Genomic DNA, 22,362 nt, shown 5'->3' with positions numbered 1-22,362 from the left:
CGATCAATTAAGTGACTGTTTTAAAATTTGATCTGGCTCACAATGTCTCAATTTCCCTCCTCTGCAATTTTTACCGTTAGCCGACTGAATCAGACGGTTAGACAACTGTTGGAAATGGAAATGGGCCAGATTTGGCTCTCCGGTGAAATCTCCAACCTCTCTCAGCCCTCATCCGGCCATTGGTATTTCACGCTGAAAGATGAACGTGCGCAGGTGCGCTGCGCGATGTTCCGTACCAGTAACCGCAGGGTGACATTCCGTCCACAAAACGGCCAGCAGGTGCTGATTCGGGCCACCATTACGCTGTATGAACCCCGCGGCGACTATCAGCTGTTGGCGGAAAGTATGCAGCCTGCCGGTGACGGTCTGTTGCAGCAACAGTTTGAACAGCTCAAACAGAAACTCGCCGCCGAAGGGCTGTTTGATCAGCAGTTTAAGCAGGTGCTCCCCTCTCCCGCCAAACAGGTCGGCGTGATTACGTCAGCCAGCGGTGCCGCCCTGCACGATATCTTGCAGGTATTGCAGCGCCGTGACCCGTCGCTGCCGGTGATCGTGTATCCCACGTCGGTGCAAGGCGCAGACGCACCGCTACAGATTGTTCGCGCTATTGAGCTGGCTAACCAGAGAGAAGAGTGTGACGTGTTAATCGTCGGGCGCGGCGGCGGTTCGCTGGAAGATCTGTGGAGCTTTAATGATGAACGGGTGGCTCGAGCCATCTTTGCCAGCCATATTCCTATCGTCAGCGCCGTCGGCCATGAAACCGATGTCACCATCGCCGATTTCGTCGGTGACCTGCGAGCCCCCACGCCGTCCGCCGCTGCCGAGTTAGTGAGTCGTAACCAACTTGAACTGTTGCGCCAGATTCAGTCCCAGCGCCAGCGGCTGGAAATGGCGATGGATTATTACCTTGCCCAGCGCAACCGGGAATTTACTCGTCTGCACCACCGCTTGCAGCAACAACATCCACAACTGCGGCTGGCGCGTCAGCAGGCACAGCTGGTCAAACTGCGCCAACGGCTGGATGACGCCATGCAGCAGCAGCTTCGGCAAACCTTACGCCGAAGTGAACGCTTACAACAGCGCCTAATGCAACAGCAGCCGCAGACTCGCATCCATCGTGCGCAACAGCGCTTACAGCAGTTGAGCTATCAGATGCAGAGTGCAGTGGAACGCCAGTTAAATCAGAACAAGCAGAAGCTAGGTATCGCCTGTTCACGGCTGGAAGGCGTTAGCCCGCTGGCGACGCTGGCGCGCGGCTATAACGTCACCACCGCCCCCGACGGTAATGTACTGAAAAACGTCACGCAAATTACCCCCGGTGAAACGCTGAAAACCCGTTTGCAGGACGGTTGGGTAGAAAGTCAGGTCACGACGCTGGTGCCGAACCCAAGTTCTGTGAAAAAGCGGCGAAAACCCTCATCTCAGTCATAAAAATCGCGCGATCGGCATAAAACTCACAGGATGGGGATTTATCCTAAAACAACGGCGATCCCCCATTCTTGCCCCTATCATCTGAACTATACTCATTTTTAGCTCACTAAAATTTATGCCCGTCATACTTCAATCTGCATGTTAGCGGTGAAGCAAGATGGGATAAAAATACAGTGAGCTTTATCGATCGTCTGTGTTACCCCTGATGAGCGTTTTCAAGGAGATGAGGTATGAAGTCCAGACCGATTTGTAGCGTGATTCCCCCTTATATTTTGCATCGCATTATTGCAAACGGCACAGACGAGCAGCGCCACTGCGCGCAACAGACGCTGATGCACGTTCAGTCATTAATGGTCAGCCACAATCCACGCCCGGAACCCCATGAGAAATTACCCGCCGGGCAGGCTAATCGCAACATCCACGATGCCGAACAGCAGCAACAGTTGCCCGGCAAGCAGGTACGTGCGGAAGGCCAGCCCAGCAACGGTGATATCGCCGTCGATGAAGCCTACAACTATCTGGGTGTCACCTATGATTTCTTCTGGAAGATTTTCCAACGTAACTCACTGGACGCCGAGGGGCTGCCGCTGACGGGCACAGTGCATTACGGTCAGGATTACCAGAACGCCTTCTGGAACGGGCAGCAGATGGTATTCGGAGATGGCGACGGCAAAATCTTTAATCGCTTCACGATTGCGCTGGATGTGGTTGCGCATGAACTCGCTCACGGCATTACCGAACACGAAGCAGGACTGATTTATTTTCGTCAGTCCGGCGCGCTGAACGAATCACTTTCCGATGTATTTGGTTCTATGGTCAAGCAGTACCATTTGGGGCAAACCGCTGAGCAGGCGGACTGGTTTATCGGTGCCGATCTGCTGGCAGACGGTATTCACGGGATGGGGCTGCGGTCGATGTCTCACCCAGGCACCGCATATGATGATGAACTGCTAGGGATCGATCCCCAGCCCTCTCATATGAGTGAATATGTGAACACGCGCGAAGACAACGGCGGCGTACACTTGAATTCCGGCATTCCCAACCGAGCATTCTACCTGACAGCCATCGCGCTGGGCGGGCATTCCTGGGAAAAAGCTGGCCGCATCTGGTACGACACGCTGTGCGATAAGTCACTGCCGCAAAATGCGGATTTCGAAATTTTCGCGCGCCATACGATCCAACATGCCGCTAAGCGTTTTAACAACACCGTTGCGGATATCGTCATGCAGTCGTGGGAAACCGTGGGCGTGGAGGTTCGTCAGGAGTTCTTATGAAGACACTGCCAGAGCTCAACGAAGACGCCATCATTGAGCTGGCGCGTGAAGGAGGATTCGCCTTCATCCCCAAACTGGCGGGGTTGCGACGCTTCGCGCTCGCCAGCGTGACGTCATCCGAGCGGGAACGCATTTGTAACGCGATCCGTAACGCCTTTCCTCAGGCTCGCGACCCCGGTGAACCAGACGGCCCGGGGCGCGGCGACCAGTTCTATTACCGCATCCACATCAGCTATCGTCACCCGCAGCAGAATCAGTATGCCGATGTTATCCTGCTGATCCCTGAAGACCGTGCGCCGCCGGAACTGACCGAGCTGTGGCGTAACGGCGCACAGGAGTAGCAATAGGCTTAATCGGCAGGTGTATAGCTGAACACGACCCGCCGTTTGGAAATCATCCCGTGCTGCTGGCAGAAGTAATCCACCGCGCCACAGGCTTTCAGTTCCTGAAGTAAGTGGTTACATTCAGGGCACGCCGCCTTACGCAGATAATGCTGCTGGCAGTCCTTACACAGGAACGAACCATCAGACTGCCACAGCATCACGTGGTGACAATCAGGACAAAGCGCATCCATCTTTTCTCCTCCATTTTGCTACCAATAACGCGTGATGGTCAGAGGTTAAATCACACCGAGGGAACGTAGCACGTACAGCCCAATAGCAATCATGAAAAACGCGCCAACCGTCGTCAAGCCAATAATATTCGCTGCCAGCGTGGCGTTTCCCCCCATCGCACGAGTCATTGCATAGCTACCTGCTGCGGTTGGCGTTGAGGAAAACAGAAAAATAATCCCCAGCTCGACACCGCGAAATCCGACAAGCCATCCGCCCAGCGTGAGCAGCCCCGGCACAACGAATATCTTAGCCACAGAAGACAGCACGGCCACATTGGACGAACGAAACATACTGCGCCATTCCAGACTGGCTCCGGCACACAATAACGCCAGCGGCAACGCCATTGAGGAAATAAAGCCACCGGTCTGCTTGATGACGCTCGGCATTGGCAGTTGGCTTTGCCCGTAGGCCGCACCAAGAAGCAGACCAATAATCAGCGGATTGGTCACAATGCCCCGTAGCAGTTGGCTTACCGGAATCTTCTGTTCAGGCGATTGTCGCTGCAAGCTGCGCGTCAGCGTAATAACAGACAGTGCGTTAAACATAATCACCGTCACCATCAAATACAGTGAGCCAACAGCAATGCCTTCATCACCGTAAGCACTCATCGCAAACGCCAGCCCCATTACGCCAGTATTTGAACGGAACCCGCCTTGCACAAAGATGCCGCGTTCCTTTGGATCCTTGACGAGCTTCACCGCCGCGATTTCCAGCAGCAAAAATGTCGCCAATGTCCCTATCGTGCCATACACCACCAGCGGCCACTGGCTTGCAAAAGACTGGTGATTACCTGCAACACTAAAAAACAGCAAGCAGGGAAGAGAAAGATTGAATACAACCCGCATTGCGGTATCACAAAACGCATCATTCAGCAGATTGATCTTACGCAACCCTATACCAATCAATAACATAATCACATTAGGCATCGTGACGTTGAATGCAAAACTCCAGGTTTCCCAGGACATGACTCTCCTTGATTATTATTGGTTTTGTTAACGGCGATTCGTTTCGTCTCTGACAAAACGGGGCGAATATCGCTATTCGCCCCGTTAATAAATTACTTACCTTTTTTAATGTGTGACATCAAACGCTTACGCTTGCGTAGCTGGTTTGGTGTCAGCGTGTTGCGCTTGTCTGCGAAAGGGTTTTCCCCTTCTTTAAACTGGATACGAATCGGCGTGCCCATTACGTCCAGCGAACGGCGATAGTAGTTCATCAGATAGCGCTTGTAAGAATCCGGCAGGTCTTTCACCTGATTCCCGTGAATCACTACAATCGGCGGGTTATAACCACCGGCATGCGCATATTTCAGCTTCACGCGACGGCCGCGCACCAGAGGCGGCTGGTGATCGTCTGATGCCATCTGCATGATACGGGTCAACATAGCCGTACTCACGCGACGAGTGGCGCACGCATAGGCTTCGGTTACGGACTCAAACAGGTTACCCACGCCGCTGCCATGTAACGCAGAAATGAAGTGAATACGGGCAAAGTCGATAAAGCCGAGACGCAGATCCAACGTCTCTTTCACCTGCTCACGCACTTCCTGCGACAGGCCATCCCATTTGTTCACCACGATCACCAGTGAGCGCCCACTATTGAGGATAAAGCCCAGCAGCGAGAGATCTTGATCGGAAATACCTTCACGCGCGTCGATAACCAGCAGCACCACGTTGGCATCTTCAATCGCTTGCAACGTTTTGATAACGGAGAATTTTTCTACCGTTTCCGTCACTTTGCCGCGCTTACGTACCCCAGCGGTATCAATCAGAACGTATTCGCGTTCGTCGCGCACCATTGGGATGTAGATACTGTCACGCGTCGTGCCCGGCATGTCGAACACCACCACGCGCTCTTCGCCCAGAATACGGTTAGTGAGCGTGGACTTACCCACATTCGGACGCCCGACAATCGCCAGTTTGATTGGCAAATCTTCAGGATTGAAATCGTCTTCTGCTTCTTCTTCGCTAGCCTGCTCGTCCGCTTCTAACGCTGCCCAGTAAGCTGCGTTCTCTTCTTCTTCGCTTAACTCAACAGGCTCTTCTATTTCATCTTGTACAAACGGCAGCAAAACTGTTTCCAGCAACGACGTGACGCCGCGACCGTGAGACGCGGCAATCGGGTACACTTCCCCCATTCCGAGCGAGTAGAAATCTGCCGTGACCATATCCGGGTCAAGACCATCAGTTTTGTTCGCAACCAGCACCGTCGTTTTTTCACGGCTGCGCAAATGCTTGGCAATGCCTTCATCCGCAGGCATCAATCCCGCACGGGCATCGACCATGAACAGCACGATATCCGCTTCTTCAATCGCCACCAGCGATTGACCGGCCATACGCGTTTCCACACCGTCTTCTGTACCGTCGATCCCACCGGTATCGACGATAATAAATTCATGCCCTTCCACTTCTGCACGACCATACTTGCGGTCACGAGTCAGCCCAGGGAAATCCGCCACCAATGCATCACGAGTGCGCGTTAAGCGGTTAAATAGCGTGGATTTCCCCACATTCGGGCGCCCGACCAGCGCGACGACAGGTATCATTGTTACAACCTCATTACTTATATTTCAATACGTTACAGCGAAATACTCGCTGACGATAAAAAGACGAAACGGCCCCTGATAGTGTCAGGAGCCGTTGTGGTAACACATTCAAAAGTGGGAACGCGCCTAAAAACGTCGCGATCCAAATTAAACAGGGGTTACCTAGCGGGTGAACGCGTAGACATCACCGTTTTTCGCCTGAATTAGCAGCTTGTCGCTGGCAACTACAGGCTTGCCGAGGAAGCCAGAGCTATCCACTTTTTGCTGCGCCACGAAACGACCATCCGCGGTATTCAGCCAGTGCAGATAACCTTCGGCATCGCCCACTACCAGATAGCCGTTATACAGCGCCGGTGCCGTTAAGTTACGGTGCAGCAGATCGCTTTGACGCCACAGGCTCACTCCACCGTTAGTGTTCAATGCAACAACGCGATCGTCCTGATCGACCAGGTAGATGCGGTCGCCGTCGATGATGAAATCATGCACTGAGCCCAGTTCACGTTTCCACAGAATCTGACCGGAACGCAGATCCAGCGCGGTCATGTTGCCATTGTAACCCAACGCGTAAACCACTTCGCCCGCGACAACCGGTGTCGTATCGACATCGTTCAGACGATCGATTTCGGTCGCGCCACTCGGCTGTGAAATACGCTGCTGCCAGATAAGCTGACCCTGATTGATCATCACGGCGTTTACACGACCGTTGTCACCACCCACAATCGCCGCACCAAATGCGGTCGTCGGGGCAGATTCACCACGCAGTGACAGCGTTGGCATATCCAAGTTGACGCTCCATTTGATAGCGCCATCCGCTTCATTCAATGCCTGCAACATGCCGTTGCCGGTGTGAATCAGCACCACACCGTCGCTGACGACAGGGCGAGACAGCGCTTCGCCTGCCACTTTCGTCTGCCATACTGGCGTACCATCTTCTGCATTCAGCGCATAGACCTGCGCCTTTTCACTACCAACATAGACGTGGTTGCCAGAAACCGTTACGCCACCAGACAGCAGCGCCGGATTATTGCGGGAGAAGAAATTGGTCTTCTCAGACAGATCGGCGCGCCAAATCTCTTTGCCGTCACTCAGATCCATCGCTTTCACGGTACCACGACGATCGGCGGCAAAAACGCGGTTATCCTGCCATGCGGGATGAAGATTGGAGTAAAACTCGCCAATACCACTCCCAACCGAGCTGTTCCACACCTTGGTTGGCGTGAACTGGTTTTCCACCTGCGGCAGTGGAGACATAGTGACGACATCTTCTTCGCTGTTAAACAGCGAGCATCCGCTCAGCAGGGCAACAGAAACCAGTCCTACCAACAGTGTTTTACGCAATTGCATGGAATTCCTCTTAGCTGGACAGGTTATTCAGTTTCATGCGCAGTAACGCTTGCTGTGCCTGCGATGGATTGGAAGACAACCCTTTGTTGTAGGCATCACGCGCAGCCTGATTATCCCCTTTGCTCGCCAGAATATCGCCACGAACTTCCGCAGCCTGTGACGCCCAGCCTTCCAGCTTGATGGCATCCAGCGTTTTCAGCGCGTCATCCGCTTTGTTTTCTTGTAGCTGAACCCGCGCCAGACGCAGGTTCACCACCGCCAGCAGGTCGGCATCTTTCGTCTGCGACAGCGCCTGTACCAATTGCTGTTCTGCTTTTGCAAAATCTTTCAGATCAACGTAATGACGAGCCAATTCCAGAGAAGCCAGCGCGCCATAGGCGTTTTTATTCTCAGCCGTAAATTTCTCTGTTGCCGCAATCGCGTCGGTTTTGCCTTCAGCCAGTTGCTCCGTCACCTGCTGATAGGATGCGGACGCCGCCATCACGCTATCATTTTGGTGGTTTTGCCAGAAACGCCAGCCAACCAGTGCGCCAACACCCAGCACAACACCGACCACTAACGCCTTTCCGTTCTCCGCGAGGAAACGACGTAGTGCATCAACCTGTTCATTCTCTGTGGTATAGACTTCCACGGTGTCTCTCTCCTCAATCCAGTAACGTTGCCAGCCGCGATGCGACGTCGGCCTGTGCCAATGTATCCTGCTCGCCATTGCTCAGGTTTTTAACCACAACCTGACCAGCCGCCACTTCATTTTCGCCTAATACCAATGCGACGCGAGCGCCCCATTTATCCGCGCGAGCGAACTGTTTCTTAAAGTTGCCACCGCCGTAGTTGGTCATCAGTTTCAACTGCGGTAGCGCATCACGTAATTTCTCCGCCAGCTGCATTGCAGCAACCTGCGTTCCCGCACCGGAAGAAATCAGATAAACATCCACACCTGGCTGAGCTTTGAAATCTGGGTTCACAGATTGAACCAGCAGAACCAGACGCTCCAGCCCCATCGCAAAACCGACCGCTGGCGTTGCATGCCCGCCTAGTTGTTCCACCATACCATCATAACGCCCACCGGCACAGACCGTGCCCTGCGCGCCCAGACTGGTGGTGACCCATTCAAATACCGTGCGGTTATAGTAATCCAAACCACGAACCAGACGCGGATTAACGGTATATGGGATACCAGACTGCGTTAAAAGTTCACCCAACGCTTCAAAGTGCTCACGCGATTCGTCATCCAGATAGTCCGTCAGCACTGGCGCGTCGTTCAGCAGAACCTGAATCTGCGGATTTTTCGTATCCAGAACGCGCAACGGGTTGGTGTACATCCGGCGCAGGCAGTCTTCATCCAACTGATCTTTATGCTGTTCGAGGAACGCGACCAGCGCTTCACGATAGCGCGCGCGCGCGTCTAATGAACCGATCGAGTTCAATTCCAGCTTCACATGATCGGCAATGCCCAGCACCCGCCACCAGCGAGCCGTCATCAGGATCAATTCGGCGTCGATATCCGGCCCTTGCAGACCAAACACTTCACAACCCAACTGATGGAACTGGCGATAACGCCCTTTCTGCGGACGCTCGTAGCGGAACATCGGACCGACATACCACAGGCGCTGTTCCTGATTATAGAGAATACCGTGCTCAATACCGGCGCGGACGCAGCCTGCCGTCCCTTCCGGACGCAGAGTCAGACTGTCGCCATTGCGATCGTCAAAGGTATACATCTCTTTTTCGACGACATCGGTCACTTCACCGATAGCGCGCTTAAACAGCGGCGTTTGCTCGACAATCGGCAAACGAATTTCATTATAGCCGTAGCCGCTGAGCACCTGTTTCAGGCTGTTTTCAATACGCTGCCACAATGCCGTTTCGGCTGGCAGGTAATCGTTCATGCCACGGATGGCTTGAATATTTTTTGCCACGTCAGTTCTCTATGCGTTTTTCAAAAAATAAACCCGATTATAGAAGGATTGCCGTCGCATCTTCAATGCGGGGCGTCCCCATCGGGTTCAGGAATCGTGAATTATGCGGGTGGCGGCATACCGCCACACCGTCAAGGTTATTTATCCACCAGATTGACGGTAATACGCTGATTTTCGTCCATCATGGAGGCTTTCGCGCGGATCTTGGCTTCTAACTGATCGATCATCTGTTCGTTATCGAAGCGCTCTCTCTGCCGCACGCCGTCTTCATAGAAGCCACTCTTGTTATGTCCACCAGTGACGCCAATGGTCGACACCAGCGCTTCACCGGGACCATTCACCACGCAACCGATAATCGACACATCCATCGGCGTGATAATGTCTTCCAACCGTTGTTCCAGCGCGTTCACCGTCCCGATCACGTCAAATTCCTGACGGGAACAGGTTGGACAAGCAATAAAGTTGATTCCGCGTGAACGAATGCGCAGTGACTTCAGGATATCGAAGCCGACTTTCACTTCCTCAACCGGATCGGCCGCCAGTGAAATACGCAGCGTGTCGCCAATGCCTTCGGACAGTAGCAGACCGAGGCCAATAGCCGATTTCACCGCGCCGCTACGTGCGCCACCAGCTTCGGTAATACCAAGGTGCAGCGGCTGATCGATACGCGCTGCCAGCAGGCGATAGGATTGCACTGCCAGAAAAACATCCGAGGCTTTAACGCTGACTTTAAACTGATCGAAATTCAGGCGGTCGAGGATATCGACATGGCGCATCGCCGATTCCAACAGCGCTTCCGGCGTTGGTTCGCCGTATTTTTCCTGCAAATCTTTTTCCAACGAACCGCCGTTCACGCCAATACGGATCGGGATATTGTTGTAACGCGCACAATCGACAACCGAGCGAATACGCTCTTCATTACCAATATTACCGGGGTTGATGCGCAGACAGTCGACGCCGTATTCCGCGACTTTCAGCGCGATGCGGTAGTCAAAGTGAATGTCGGCGACGAGCGGGACATTCACCTGCTGTTTTATAAGCTTAAAGGCTTCCGCCGCGTCCATCGTTGGCACGGAGACGCGAACAATATCGACGCCAACACGTTCCAGCGATCTGATTTGATTGACGGTAGCTTCAACGTCGGTGGTTCGGGTGTTGGTCATGGATTGCACCGCAATCGGCGCACCATCACCTACAGGCACCTTGCCGACGTAAATCCGTTTTGATTTTCGACGGGTTATGGGTGCAGCGTTATGCATTACTTCATCTCCAACATTGCAGTCTTACCTGAACAACACGTTATTCTGCGGTCAGCGTCAGGCGTGCGACCTGATTACTGCGCACAAAGCGGCTTAAATCAACCGGCTTGCCTTGAAATTGAATCTGTACCGCAGCAGGTGCGCCAATTTTAAGTTTATAGGGCGACTGACCATCCAGATTCAGCGTGCCGCCGTTACGTTGCATGCCGCTGAACAGTTTCTTGCCACTGGCATCCGTCACTTCCAGCCAGCAATCGGCCGTGAAAGTCATAACCAATGCATGGGCTGCAGGGACCGGATTGCTCTCCGCTACCGTACCCGCAGCGGGGGCGACTGCCCCAGCGCCTAACAGCCCATTACCCGCAGTCTGATGCTGTGCAGTATTTGCCTGTGAAGGCGATTGGCTGGAAGGTGCCGTTGACGGCGTCGTTGAGGAAACAGAAGAAGGCGTTGAAGGTGTCGCCGTGACAGTCGCAGACAGGTCGACTGGCGTAGAAGCGGGTGCCGCAGCAGAATTCGGTGTCGCCGTTTCCTGCGGTGCGCTGTTGTCCATCAGCGGAACGGGCTGCCCTTCCGTTTGTGCCTGCATCGAACTAGCGTGATCGACCATGCTGTTGATTTCCGCCTGCTGAGCCTGATGGTTTTGCCACCACCATGCGCCCGTCAGCCCCAGAACAACCAGCACGACCAGCCAGGTGATTGTCATCAACCAGCCATCACGCTTTTTGCGGCTTTTTTTCAGCGAAAAACTCTGCATTGGCGAGACAGAGATCGTTTTAGGTATCGCCTGTTTATCCACAGCGGGAAGCAGTTCATCTTCGGGTAAATGAACCAGCTTGGCATAAGAACGGACATAGCCGCGCAAAAAGGTCGGCGCTAAATCGGCAGGCGTTGTACCGTCTTCAATATCACGAACGGTGGAGATTTTAAGGCACAAACGCTCGGCAATAGTTTGCTGGGTAAATCCAAGGCGTTCACGCGCCTCACGCAGACGTTCACCGGGTAGTTTTGCTTCTGTTGTATCTTGGGTGGCTTCAGTATTCATTAGCTAAGAAATGCTGGTACTGTTTAGATTGTGGAAAACTTCGCGCCAGCACGTTGCCATAACGTTCTTTATCGCCATCATGGCCCGCCAACGCGGCGAAACGAATCTGTAACCATAAGCTTTCGGCACTGGCCGGAAGACTATGCTGATAAACATCAAGCAGCAGCCGCGCTTGCTCATTTTTCCCGGCATCAAACTGTTTGTTTGCTTCCGCCAGCAAGGCACTGCCTTTCGTCGGGTCATATCTCAGCGCCCGGCTTAATAAATTGCGCGCATTTTCACTCTGCCCGGCATTGAAAAAGCAGTATCCCGCATTTTCCAACGCATCAGCAACCTGACTGTAATCAGGAAGTTGTGCAGCCGCACTAAACTGTCGCTGCGCCGCTACATACTGCCCTAAACTACACAGAAACGCACCGTAATTATTCATGACGCTGCCATTTTCCGGCGCCATGTTCAACACATGCTGATAGCGTTGTTCGGCAAGACGGTTTTCACCTATCCGCTGCTCGTAGAGCGCCATCCCCAATTGTGTTCGATAATCCAGCGGAGCAATCGCCACCGCCTTTTCAAGATTCTGCCGAGCTGAATCCAGATTATTATGCGCCAGATACGCCAGCCCCAACTGCAAACGGGTTTGAGCGATCGCTGGATTTGTCGCACCCTGAGGCGAATACACACACCCCGTCAGCAACAGCACCACAAGCAGACCACTCAGCCAGTACGCTCCCTGTAATAACGCTATTCTCCGTGATAGAGACACCACCATCCCTGTTTCCTCGCCTTGTCGTCCTTGCCAGACCAGAGAGGTTACCTGAATATGAACAGAGCGGCAGTCAGACCTGACAACAACGCGGCGCGCCTCGCACTTTAATCACGTTTGCTCTGCAAAGCATCTCAGCGGCAGAGTTAGGTTAACGCTTCCACGTTAACCCGCGCCATTCGATCTTAGACCGCTTTCACTGCGATAGGTTCACCCGCCATTTTCTTCTTCAGCGTGCGTTTGGTTCTGTCCACGACTTCACCAGCCAGCTGGCCGCAGGCAGCATCAATGTCATCCCCACGGGTTTTACGTACGATCGTCGTGAAGCCATACTCCATCAGTACCTTGGAGAAACGGTCAACGCGGCTGTTTGAGCTACGGCCATACGGCGCGCCTGGGAACGGGTTCCATGGAATCAGGTTAATCTTGCACGGCGTATCTTTCAGGCATTCAGCCAGTTGATGCGCATGCTCAGTACCATCATTGATATGATCCAACATCACATACTCAACGGTAACACGTCCCTGATTCGCATTGGATTTTTCCAGATAGCGACGTACTGCACTCAGGAACATCTCGATATTGTACTTTTTGTTGATCGGCATGATTTCATTGCGGATGTCGTCGGTCGGCGCATGCAGGGAAATCGCCAGCGCGACATCAATCATATCGCCCAGTTTATCCAACGCAGGCACGACGCCAGACGTGGACAGCGTCACACGACGTTTGGACAGACCGAAACCAAAATCATCCAGCATGATTTCCATCGCTGGCACCACGTTAGTCAGGTTCAGCAGCGGTTCGCCCATACCCATCATCACCACGTTGGTGATGGGGCGCTGACCGGTGACTTTAAAAGCGCCGATGATTTTCGCCGCACGCCACACCTGGCCGATAATTTCCGATACGCGCAGGTTACGGTTAAAGCCCTGCTGCGCCGTTGAACAGAATTTGCACTCCAGCGCACAACCTACCTGAGACGATACGCACAGCGTGGCGCGATCTTCTTCTGGAATATAAACGGTTTCGACCCGCTGGCCGCCCACCAGAATCGCCCACTTAATCGTGCCGTCGGAAGAACGCTGTTCATCAACCACTTCGGGTGCGCGAATTTCAGCGATTTCCTGCAATTTAGAACGGAAGACTTTGTTGATATCCGTCATCTGATTGAAGTCATCACAGCAGTAGTGATAAATCCACTTCATGACCTGATCGGCGCGGAATGGTTTCTCTCCCATCGATATGAAGAGGTCACGCATTTGCTGACGGTTAAGATCCAGCAGGTTAATTTTTTCCGCACTGGTTTTGACGGATTGAGAAGCATCAGCGGACGCCGGAGAGAATTCGGACACGGTTTGCTCGGATACGGTAGTAGTTGTAGACGCGATAGTTGTAGATGCGGCTGTTTCAGGCACGATGATTTCAGACACGATTTGCTTAGACATTGGTAAATCCTGGCCTCGTTGTTACACGTTATGGCGCTAAAAAAGAGGGTTGAGTTCGATGGTCATGACCAAAGAAACGCCCCAGACAAGTATAGGCTCATCCAGGGCGCAGCATTGTACAAAGTTTAAAACAGGTAAGCTACCATCACCGCTTTTTTTCTGTGTCATTGCGTTGGCATCGCACACTCACGCGACGAAACAAAGCAATATCACAGGCGCTCACCTGTTATCACGCACAAAAACGCATCGTGCGTGCTATTACCGAGTAGGCGGAATTAGGCGCGCGGACAGATTTCGTCATCGCTGAAGAAATAAGCGATTTCACGCTGAGCGGATTCAATGGAATCAGAACCGTGTACCGCGTTCGCTGTGAAGCTATCCGCGTAATCAGCACGCAGCGTGCCCGCCAGTGCATTTGCCGGGTTTGTAGCACCCATAATGTCACGGTTACGTTGAACGGCGTTTTCACCTTCCAGCACCTGCACCATGATTGGGCCAGACATCATGAATTCGACCAGACCATCAAAGAACGGCTTGCCTTTATGTTCAGCGTAGAAACCTTCCGCCTGCTCACGGCTCAGACGCAGCATTTTAGCCGCAACAAGGGTAAAACCCGCGCTTTCAAAGCGTGCGTAAATTGAACCAATTGCATTCTTGGCAACCGCATTAGGTTTTACGATGGAGAAGGTACGTTCTATCGTCATATTGACCTCATTAACTAAACTGTCAGATTGCAGCCGGATTATAAGAATTGTATACCCGGCCAGTGAAAGTGGCGCAAATTATAGGTGCAGAGACCTTTGTTGCCTACCAAGGAAATAACATTTTATTAAAAAAATATTACCTCTCATTTTCCCTTCATTAACGTTCAGGCATCGCACGTTTTCGTCCCCCACTGCCACTGCGCTGAATGTAACAAATCATCGGCGATCACAGTTCTGAAGGTTACTTGTAACGTTATAGGTTATTTGTTTTTAAAACAACAAGATAACTGGAATCTCTTTATCATTCGCTGCTAGCCTTGCCGCTGTACCCACCATAATGGCCAGTAAGAGGGCTGATAATGAAAAGAGCGGTCAATGCATTGCAAAATTTCGGCAAGTCCCTGTATGGGCCGGTGCTGATACTCCCGATTGTCGGGCTATTCATCGCATTTGGGAACGTGTTTGGTAACGGCAATTTAGCGGGCTATGTCCCTTTGCTTAATCACCCTTTGATTCAGGATTTTGGTCAACTGGTGTCCAAATCTGCCGTGGCGATTCTGGCTAATTTGGCGCTGGTGTTCGCCGTTGGGATCCCGATTGGACTGGCGAAACGCGATAAGGGCTACGCTGCGCTGATCGGTCTGGTGATGTTTATCATCTTTATTAATGCCATGAATATCACGCTGCAATTACAGGGCAAGCTCATGCCAGCCGCAGAGATGCGCGCCGCCGGGCAAGGTATGGTGCTGGGCGTTCAGGTGCTGGAAATGGGCGTTTTCGCCGGCATTCTGATCGGCGGATTCGCAGGCTACCTATATAACCGCTATTCCAGTAAACAGTTTAACGGCGTCATGGCGATCTATTCCGGCCACTGCTTCGTCGCCATTCTGGTTATTCCGCTGGCGATTGCGCTGGGCTTTGCGATGAGCGCGCTGTGGCCGTTTGCTCAGCACGGCATTACCTGGCTGGCCTTCGCGATTAAGGGGGCAGGACCTGTTGGCATCGCCATTTATGGCTTTCTGGAACGCGTGCTGATCCCCACCGGGCTACATCATCTGGTCTATACCCCCTTCCTATACACCGAACTGGGCGGAACCGCAGAGGTATGCGGCAAACTGTACCAAGGCGCACGCAACATCTATTTTGCTGAAATGGCCTGTCAGGACGTCAAGCAGTTGAGTTCAACCGTGGTCTGGGACGCGCGTGGTATCAGTAAAATGTTTGGTCTGACTGCCGCGGCGCTGGCGATGTATGTCACGGCTAAGCCAGAGAAACGTCTGGCCGCCAAAGCCATCCTGATTCCGGCCGCTTTTACCTCTTTCTTACTGGGCGTCACCGAGCCGCTAGAGTTCTCCTTCCTGTTCGTCGCGCCCATGCTGTTTGCCGTCCACGCCGTATTGACCGGCATAGGCATGATGCTGTTCTCCATCATGGGCGTGCATGCGATTGGCGCCAACGGCGTCATCGACTTCCTGCTTTATAACCTTCCGCTGGGCATTGAAAAATCCAACTGGCCAATGTACATCGCGGTCGGACTGACGATGTCGGTGATTTACTTCTTCGTCTTCCGCTTCCTGATTCTGTATTTCGACATGCCAACACCGGGGCGTGAAACCGACGAAGAAGAAACACGGCTTTATTCTAAAACCGAATATCAGGCCAAAACCGAAGGTCAGGTAAAAACACCGGACGCGGTGAAAGGTGATGCTCCACCTGTCGGCGCCACCATCATCGCCGGGCTGGGCGGTAAACCGAATATCGAGGTGGTGGATAACTGCTACACCCGCCTGCGGGTCACGCTGATCGACCCGAATCTGGTAGATGAACAACAGCTTAAGAGCACCGGTGCGAAAGCCGTTATCCGGCAGGGTAACAACGTACAGGTGGTTTACGGACTTCACGTCAAAACGATACGCGAAGCAGTTGAAAACGCGCTTTAACAGGAGACTGATCATGACGAAACCCCCATTCATTCTGACGATTGCCGGCGGCGGCAGCACCTATACCCCAGGCATCGTAAAGAGTCTGATGGTACGTCTCGCGGATTTCCCGCTGGCAGAGATTCGTTTGTATGACATCGACGGCCAGCGGCAGGACATCATCGCGCCAGTGGTGGAAAAAGTGATTCGCGACCACAGTGACAGCATCATATTTACCGTCACAACCGACGCAGAAACGGCATTTAACGGCGCGCATTTTGTCTTTGCCCAGATGCGCGTCGGGCAGTACAAAATGCGCGAGCAGGACGAAAAAATCCCGCTACGTCACGGCGTCGTCGGGCAGGAAACCTGCGGCCCCGGCGGATTGGCCTACGGTCTGCGCACCATTCTGCCGATGGCTGAGCTGATCGATCTGGTTGAACGCTATGCACATAAAGAAGCGTGGATCGTCAATTATTCCAATCCCGCCGCCATTGTTGCCGAAGGCGTGCGCCGCCTGCGTCCTAACGCCCGCGTGCTGAATATCTGCGACATGCCAGTTGCCGCGATGCGTAACATTGCGGCCGTGCTGGGCGTCGATCGTCACGACATCACGGTGGACTATTTCGGGCTGAACCACTTCGGCTGGTTTACCCGCGTGCTGGTCGATGGCGTCGATCGTATGCCGGAACTGCGCGAGCACATCGCCCGCTACGGCCTGTTGACCGCCGATGCCGCTGATACGGATCCGCAGCACGCCGATCCATCGTGGGTGAAAACCTGGCGCAACATCAAACCGGTCATGGATCATTTCCCGGAGTTCGTGCCGAATCCGTATTTGCAGTACTACCTGATGCCGAATCAGATCGTGGAACATCAGGATCCTGACTACACGCGCGCCAATGAAGTGATGGACGGGCGTGAGAAGAAGCTGTTTGCGGCGGCCGCCAGCTACAAGGAAACCGGTATTCTGCCCGATGCGTTCCACGTTGGCGTGCACGGGGCGTTTATTGTTGATGTCGCCTGTTCGCTGGCGTTCGATCTGCGCCAGCGTCATCTGGTGATTGTCGAGAATAAAGGTGCCATCGCCAATCTGCCGTATGACGCGATGGTGGAGGTGCCTGCTTATATCACCGCACAAGGGCCGGAACCAGTGCGGATGGGGAATGTTCCGCAGTTCCATCGTGCCTTGCTGGAACAACAGTTGGCATCCGAGCAGTTGCTTGTAGAAGCGACGCTGGAAGGCAGCTACGAGAAGGCCTTGCAGGCATTTACCCTGAACCGTACTGTGCCGACAATGCAGCATGCCAAAGCCATTCTGGATGAGATGATTGAGGCCAATCAGGATTACTGGCCGCAATTAAAACAAGCATATAGAGACGGTATCGCCCAATAATCTGCGACTTGTCGGATGGAGGAAAATCGCTGACAATGCATCTATCATTGCACATCAATGGTAGATTCGGGGTCGAATTCGTCGGCCCCAACGTGGAGGATCTATGTCAGCATCGTCTTCTGATTTGCCCGTTTCTCATGAGCGGTTTGTTTCCGCAGACTGGCTTGCCAGCCACTTGAATGACAGCAGTATCACGCTCATTGACGCCCGCATGCTGCCGCCGGGCAACACCACCCGTGATGTTCATGCCGAATACCGTGCCGGTCATCTGCCTGGCGCGGTTTTTTTTGATATTGAAGCCTTATCCGATCACAGCACCGATCTGCCGCATATGATGCCAACTCGCGAAGACTTCGCGCGGGCGATGGGCGAACTGGGGATCGATAATCAGCAACATCTGGTGATTTACGATGAAGGCAATCTCTTCTCCGCACCGCGCGCGTGGTGGATGTTGCAAACCTTCGGCGCGACATCCGTTTCCATTCTGAGCGGTGGGCTGGCGGGCTGGACAGCACAGAACCTACCGTTGGAACAGGACGATGTGACACCCAAGCCAACCGCGTTCCACGCCGCGCTGGATGAAAGCGCGATTCGCTCACGCGACGATGTGCTCTCCATCAGCCGGGATAAATCAGAACAGATTGTCGATGCCCGCCCCGCTCCGCGCTTTCATGCCGAAGTGGACGAACCGCGTCCCGGCCTGCATCGCGGTCATATTCCCGGTAGCCTGAACGTGCCGTGGACTGATTTAGTGCACAACGGTGCGCTGAAATCCAACGCTGAACTGGCAACCATTCTGCATAAGCACGGCGTGGATTTCACTCGTCCCATCGTCGCCAGCTGTGGTTCCGGCGTAACGGCATCTGTCGTAGTGCTGGCACTGACGCAGTTAAATGTCCCGAATGTGACGCTGTACGACGGTTCATGGAGCGATTGGGGTAGCCGCGATGACGTTCCGATTGCGCGTGATTAGCTCTGCTCGGTATTTTATTGCCGTCAATCAGGGGTAGTGGGTGGATAATCGGCTGGCGTCTTTAATGCAGCACGGTCAGGTGCTGACCCGCGCGGAATACCGCGTGCTGGCTTTTATCGCCGAACATTCGTCGCTGATCGGCAAAATCACGGTGCGTGAGCTGGCACAGAAGACCTATGTTTCCACCGCAACCATCATGCGGCTGTGCCAGAAAATCGGCTTTAGCGGCTACAGTGAATTCATTTATCACTGTAAAACGCTGCTCACGGATAATCCGCGGCTTTCCCCCTCACCCGTCGTCACGCCCGATGACGCTTCACTTCCCGATGCTTTCCAGCATTTTGTCGACAACTACCAGCGCACGTTTGCCTACATTAGCCATCAGGATAGAGCGACTTTCAGCGCTATCCTGCGACAGGAAAGCCACTTTTTCCTCTACGGTGCGGGGTTTTCTCACCTGTTTGCCGAATATTTGGCGAAGAAGCTACAGGTGCTGGGGAAAAATGCGTTCTCTTCCGGGCTAGGAGACAGCCGGGGCATTTTTCTTAATAACGCGCCGAAATATCAGGTATTTATCGCTATTTCCCGCAGTGGGGAAACCGAGCAGGTGTTGGATAAGGCGCGTATCGCCAAAAACATTGGCATGAAGGTGATCGCGTTTACCCGAGCGTCATTGAATTCATTAGGCGAGTTGGCCGATTTGCACTTCCGGCTCTACGATGATGCGGTTCACTATGCGGCGGAAGCCGGCGAGATTAGCTCATTTGAATCGAATCTGGTGATGTTGATCGATTTACTGCTGTTGCAGGCAACAGCGGAAAAATCGTAATCCGCTGTCGCCTGTATCAAACTTATACCCGGTATCAGGCGTTGCCGGTGGCCTTAAACTCCCTCAGGAAGCTGCCCCACTTGCGCTCGTAGAACGGCGTAGTGTGTTTAATCATGTAGTGGCTGATCCCCGGTTCGCCTTCCTTTACCAGACACAGATCGACAGGGCGCTCGTCCGGTAAGGTATCACTGGCGACGCTGCCCGCTTCACGAATGATGGTTTCCTCATGCTGATCGGCATCAATGCCGATCAGCAGATGCGGCTGCTCTTCACCCGGTTCCTGAATCTGCGCCAGAAACGCCCGTTTTACATGACGATGCTTGGTAAACAGCTGCGTCAGGGAATCAATCATCTGTGCTGGCATCTCGGCAGGCTGACTCAGCATCACCTGCATATCTTCTTCAACAACGCGCTGCTGAACAAAACCGCTACCTTCGCCAGACAGAATATGTTCAATTTCCTGCGGCAAAAACTCTTTGCCGTACGGCAGTTTAGGATTGAGGAACAGCGTGACGCCCTGTGTCATTTCAAACAGCGAACGCGTCGGCAGTGCCAGAAAAGAGGCCTCTTCCGTAATCACGCTCTGTAATGCTTCCAGAGAAGAGAAGAAAGGAATCGCGGATGAGCCGTCGTCTTTTTCCCAGTGTTGGATGTTCACATTACTGCCCGCATGCAACACTACTTCGCCGGATTCATCCCCGTCATCAGTAGTACCCAGCACAAACACCGTGGCTTCCATCAGTTCACTGAAAAATTCAGGACGATGTGCGGGTTCCGTTGCGGCCAGAATCAACACTTCTTCCAGTTTATTACGTGGCGAAAACTCCATACTTTCCTCAACATGATTACGTTAAAAACCGACGCTTAAGACCTGAACAGACTACTTGGCGTTGCTCAGCAAGAGATTCGCCAGCGTGCGAACACCGAGCCCCGTCGCGCCTGTCGCCCACTGCTCTACCGCACTTTTGCGGTATGTTGCGGAACAGTCGATGTGCAGCCAGCCTTGCTGGTAATTCTTCACAAAGTGCGACAGGAAAGCCGCCGCCGTGCTGGCACCGGCGGTGTTTGCACCACTGGCAATATTGTTCAGATCCGCAAAGCTGGACGGCAGATGGCTACGGTGGAATTCTTCCAGTGGCAGACGCCAGAACGGCTCGTTTTCTTCTTTCGCACTTTCCTGCAATGCCGCAACCAACTCATCATCAAAACTGAACAGTGCGTGATAATCGTTACCCAGCGCCATTTTCGCTGCGCCCGTCAGCGTTGCGCAGTCGATAATCCACTGAGGATTCTGCTCGGAGGCATCGATCAGGCCATCCGCCAGCACCAGACGCCCTTCCGCATCCGTGTTCATGACTTCAACCGTCTTGCCGTTGCGGTAGCGAATGATATCACCCAGTCGGAACGCATTGCCGCTCACCATGTTATCTGCACAGCACAGATACAACTTCACACGCTGTTGCAAACCGCGTGACGCCGCCAGCGCCAGTGCGCCAGTCAGAGTAGCTGCACCGCCCATATCCGATTTCATGGAGTCCATAGAGCTGCTAGGCTTCAGGCTGTAGCCACCGGTATCAAACGTAATACCTTTGCCCACCAGACAGGCGAACACCGGCGCATCCGCGTTACCCGTTGGGTTATAGTCCAGTGCCAGTAGTACCGGCTGACGTTCAGAACCGCGACCGACCGTGTGCAGACCGGCGTAATTCTGCTCACGCAGATCTTCACCTTTGGTGATACGGTAGCTGATGGCATCACAGGCAACATCACACAATAAATCGACTGCGCGGGTTGCCAATTGTTCTGGCCCCAAATCTTCAGCAGGCAGGTTGATAGTGTCACGCACCCAGTCAACAATCTTCAGACGATCGTTCAGTTCTTTCTTATCGGCGTCGTTCAGATCCGCCCATTCAACCGTTCTTTGCCCTTTCGGCCCGCGATACCCTTGCCAAAATGCCCAGCTGTTTGCCAGATCCCAGCCTTCACCGGCTAATTTAACGTGTTTAATCCCCTGCCCGTCGATTTTACGGGCGGCACGCTGGATCGTTGCCAGCGCGGCTTTGCCATTCAGTGACGTCGTTCCAACATGAATGGTAAAACCCTGCTCATTCACACTCAGCGTCGCTTTTTCTCCCCAGCGCGCATCAGCAGGTTGCGTGGAGAGTGAAATCAGCATGGTATTGTTCGTCATAGTGCTTCTCCGATAATGGATATTCCTGCCACTTTTCATGTTTGCAGGTACTTTTCATATTTGCAGATACATAAACCGTGCATCATGACATGAAAATGTTACGAATTTTGGCACGAAATAAAATGGGCCACCCAAGGCAGCCCGTCATAATGTTAGTCAGCTTCATCTAACCAGACCAACAGGATCGCTTCCAGAATTTTTTCATTGGAAGCGTCTGGTCGATCGTCAAATTCATCCAGTTCGCAGATCCACTGGTGCATATCCGTGAAACGCACCGTTTTCGGATCGAGATCGGGAAACTGGTCGTAAAGCGCTTCACCGATAGCCCGGCTGTCTGTCCATTTTAACCCCATAACGGTTTCTCCCTATTCGAATCAATGTTCGCGCGCGTGGTTGATCGTATAGCGCGGGATCTCGACGACCAGATCGTCCCCGGCAATACGCGCCTGACAGCCCAGACGACTTTCCGGTTCCAGTCCCCAGGCCTTATCCAGCATGTCGTCTTCTTCTTCCGTGCTTTCTGCCAGCGAGTCAAACCCTTCACGTACGATACAGTGGCAGGTGGTGCAGGCGCAGGATTTCTCGCAGGCATGCTCAACGTCAATACCGTTACGCAGAGCGACTTCCAAAATGCTTTCACCGCGTTCCGCTTCCAAAACCGCCCCTTCAGGACACAGATCCTGATGCGGTAAAAAAACTATCTTAGGCATG

22 protein-coding genes are annotated in these 22,362 nt (G+C 53.3%); 7 read left to right on the top strand and 15 right to left on the bottom strand.

Annotated elements, in window-relative coordinates; all coding sequences use genetic code 11:
- The first annotated feature begins 42 nt into the window (after window positions 1–42).
- The 3 genes from xseA (at window position 43) to AB8809_RS06340 (ending at window position 3,046) form a co-directional block, all read left to right on the top strand.
- On the top strand, window positions 43–1,431 hold the full coding sequence (gene xseA, locus AB8809_RS06350; protein WP_349855866.1) for an exodeoxyribonuclease VII large subunit: 1,389 nt from the start codon (window positions 43–45) through the stop codon (window positions 1,429–1,431).
- A gap of 230 nt (window positions 1,432–1,661) precedes the next feature.
- On the top strand, window positions 1,662–2,705 hold the full coding sequence (locus AB8809_RS06345) for a M4 family metallopeptidase (protein WP_015841183.1): 1,044 nt from the start codon (window positions 1,662–1,664) through the stop codon (window positions 2,703–2,705).
- Entirely contained in the window at window positions 2,702–3,046 is a 345-nt protein-coding gene (locus tag AB8809_RS06340) for a protealysin inhibitor emfourin (protein ID WP_015841184.1), read from the top strand. The genes AB8809_RS06345 and AB8809_RS06340 overlap by 4 nt, the downstream gene beginning before the upstream one ends.
- 8 nt (window positions 3,047–3,054) lie before the next feature.
- Here AB8809_RS06340 and AB8809_RS06335 read toward each other — a convergent pair whose 3' ends face one another.
- The 11 genes from AB8809_RS06335 to ndk all read right to left on the bottom strand — a co-directional run bounded on the left by AB8809_RS06335 (window position 3,055) and on the right by ndk (window position 14,343).
- Complete coding sequence (locus tag AB8809_RS06335; RefSeq protein WP_225182124.1) at window positions 3,055–3,279, bottom strand: zinc ribbon domain-containing protein; 225 nt, start codon at window positions 3,277–3,279, stop codon at window positions 3,055–3,057.
- Window positions 3,280–3,324: 45 nt separating this feature from the next.
- The gene (locus tag AB8809_RS06330; RefSeq protein WP_180779514.1) at window positions 3,325–4,284 is read right to left on the bottom strand and encodes an AEC family transporter; all 960 of its coding nucleotides are present in this window, start codon (window positions 4,282–4,284) and stop codon (window positions 3,325–3,327) included.
- A 92-nt stretch (window positions 4,285–4,376) separates the two neighbouring features.
- A complete protein-coding gene (gene der / locus AB8809_RS06325; RefSeq protein ID WP_015841187.1) occupies window positions 4,377–5,864 on the bottom strand; it encodes a ribosome biogenesis GTPase Der in 1,488 nt (495 codons plus the stop codon).
- A 162-nt stretch (window positions 5,865–6,026) separates the two neighbouring features.
- Entirely contained in the window at window positions 6,027–7,208 is a 1,182-nt protein-coding gene (bamB, locus tag AB8809_RS06320; RefSeq protein ID WP_181829103.1) for an outer membrane protein assembly factor BamB, read from the bottom strand.
- A gap of 10 nt (window positions 7,209–7,218) precedes the next feature.
- Window positions 7,219–7,839 (bottom strand): YfgM family protein, encoded by a 621-nt coding sequence (locus tag AB8809_RS06315; protein ID WP_015841189.1) that lies wholly within the window; start codon window positions 7,837–7,839, stop codon window positions 7,219–7,221.
- Window positions 7,840–7,852: 13 nt separating this feature from the next.
- Window positions 7,853–9,127, bottom strand: a complete 1,275-nt coding sequence (hisS, locus tag AB8809_RS06310; RefSeq protein ID WP_015841190.1) for a histidine--tRNA ligase — start codon at window positions 9,125–9,127, stop codon at window positions 7,853–7,855.
- Window positions 9,128–9,264: 137 nt separating this feature from the next.
- Entirely contained in the window at window positions 9,265–10,386 is a 1,122-nt protein-coding gene (ispG, locus tag AB8809_RS06305) for a flavodoxin-dependent (E)-4-hydroxy-3-methylbut-2-enyl-diphosphate synthase (protein WP_015841191.1), read from the bottom strand.
- A gap of 40 nt (window positions 10,387–10,426) precedes the next feature.
- Window positions 10,427–11,431, bottom strand: a complete 1,005-nt coding sequence (gene rodZ, locus AB8809_RS06300; RefSeq protein WP_300993942.1) for a cytoskeleton protein RodZ — start codon at window positions 11,429–11,431, stop codon at window positions 10,427–10,429.
- On the bottom strand, window positions 11,421–12,200 hold the full coding sequence (gene pilW / locus AB8809_RS06295) for a type IV pilus biogenesis/stability protein PilW (protein ID WP_349855867.1): 780 nt from the start codon (window positions 12,198–12,200) through the stop codon (window positions 11,421–11,423). Before pilW ends, rodZ begins: the two co-directional genes overlap by 11 nt.
- A 179-nt stretch (window positions 12,201–12,379) precedes the next feature.
- On the bottom strand, window positions 12,380–13,639 hold the full coding sequence (locus AB8809_RS06290) for a bifunctional tRNA (adenosine(37)-C2)-methyltransferase TrmG/ribosomal RNA large subunit methyltransferase RlmN (protein WP_015841194.1): 1,260 nt from the start codon (window positions 13,637–13,639) through the stop codon (window positions 12,380–12,382).
- A 275-nt stretch (window positions 13,640–13,914) separates the two neighbouring features.
- A complete protein-coding gene (gene ndk, locus AB8809_RS06285) occupies window positions 13,915–14,343 on the bottom strand; it encodes a nucleoside-diphosphate kinase (protein WP_015841195.1) in 429 nt (142 codons plus the stop codon).
- 359 nt (window positions 14,344–14,702) lie between these two features.
- Here ndk and AB8809_RS06280 point away from each other — a divergent pair, with 359 nt between their 5' ends.
- The 4 genes from AB8809_RS06280 (at window position 14,703) to AB8809_RS06265 (ending at window position 19,460) form a co-directional block, all read left to right on the top strand.
- Complete coding sequence (locus AB8809_RS06280; RefSeq protein ID WP_349855868.1) at window positions 14,703–16,283, top strand: PTS transporter subunit EIIC; 1,581 nt, start codon at window positions 14,703–14,705, stop codon at window positions 16,281–16,283.
- A gap of 13 nt (window positions 16,284–16,296) precedes the next feature.
- Complete coding sequence (locus AB8809_RS06275) at window positions 16,297–17,658, top strand: 6-phospho-alpha-glucosidase (RefSeq protein WP_180779509.1); 1,362 nt, start codon at window positions 16,297–16,299, stop codon at window positions 17,656–17,658.
- 103 nt (window positions 17,659–17,761) lie between these two features.
- Entirely contained in the window at window positions 17,762–18,631 is an 870-nt protein-coding gene (gene sseA, locus AB8809_RS06270) for a 3-mercaptopyruvate sulfurtransferase (protein WP_349855869.1), read from the top strand.
- 40 nt (window positions 18,632–18,671) lie between these two features.
- Window positions 18,672–19,460: a MurR/RpiR family transcriptional regulator gene (locus AB8809_RS06265; protein ID WP_349855870.1), complete on the top strand. Its 789-nt coding sequence runs from the start codon at window positions 18,672–18,674 to the stop codon at window positions 19,458–19,460.
- A 34-nt stretch (window positions 19,461–19,494) separates the two neighbouring features.
- Here the strand turns inward: AB8809_RS06265 and sseB are convergent, their stop codons facing one another.
- The 4 genes from sseB to fdx form a co-directional block, all read right to left on the bottom strand.
- On the bottom strand, window positions 19,495–20,289 hold the full coding sequence (gene sseB / locus AB8809_RS06260; RefSeq protein WP_349855871.1) for an enhanced serine sensitivity protein SseB: 795 nt from the start codon (window positions 20,287–20,289) through the stop codon (window positions 19,495–19,497).
- Between the two features lie 51 nt (window positions 20,290–20,340).
- Window positions 20,341–21,651: an aminopeptidase PepB gene (gene pepB, locus AB8809_RS06255; protein WP_181845616.1), complete on the bottom strand. Its 1,311-nt coding sequence runs from the start codon at window positions 21,649–21,651 to the stop codon at window positions 20,341–20,343.
- A 152-nt stretch (window positions 21,652–21,803) separates the two neighbouring features.
- The gene (gene iscX, locus AB8809_RS06250; protein ID WP_005970169.1) at window positions 21,804–22,004 is read right to left on the bottom strand and encodes a Fe-S cluster assembly protein IscX; all 201 of its coding nucleotides are present in this window, start codon (window positions 22,002–22,004) and stop codon (window positions 21,804–21,806) included.
- 21 nt (window positions 22,005–22,025) lie between these two features.
- Window positions 22,026–22,361: an ISC system 2Fe-2S type ferredoxin gene (fdx, locus tag AB8809_RS06245; protein ID WP_005970171.1), complete on the bottom strand. Its 336-nt coding sequence runs from the start codon at window positions 22,359–22,361 to the stop codon at window positions 22,026–22,028.
- Window position 22,362: the final 1 nt, after the last annotated feature.

Origin of the sequence: Pectobacterium aroidearum (assembly GCF_041228105.1) — a bacterium.
GTDB classification, from domain to species: Bacteria; Pseudomonadota; Gammaproteobacteria; order Enterobacterales; family Enterobacteriaceae; genus Pectobacterium; species Pectobacterium aroidearum.
This window is presented reverse-complemented; position numbering and strand designations above follow the sequence as displayed.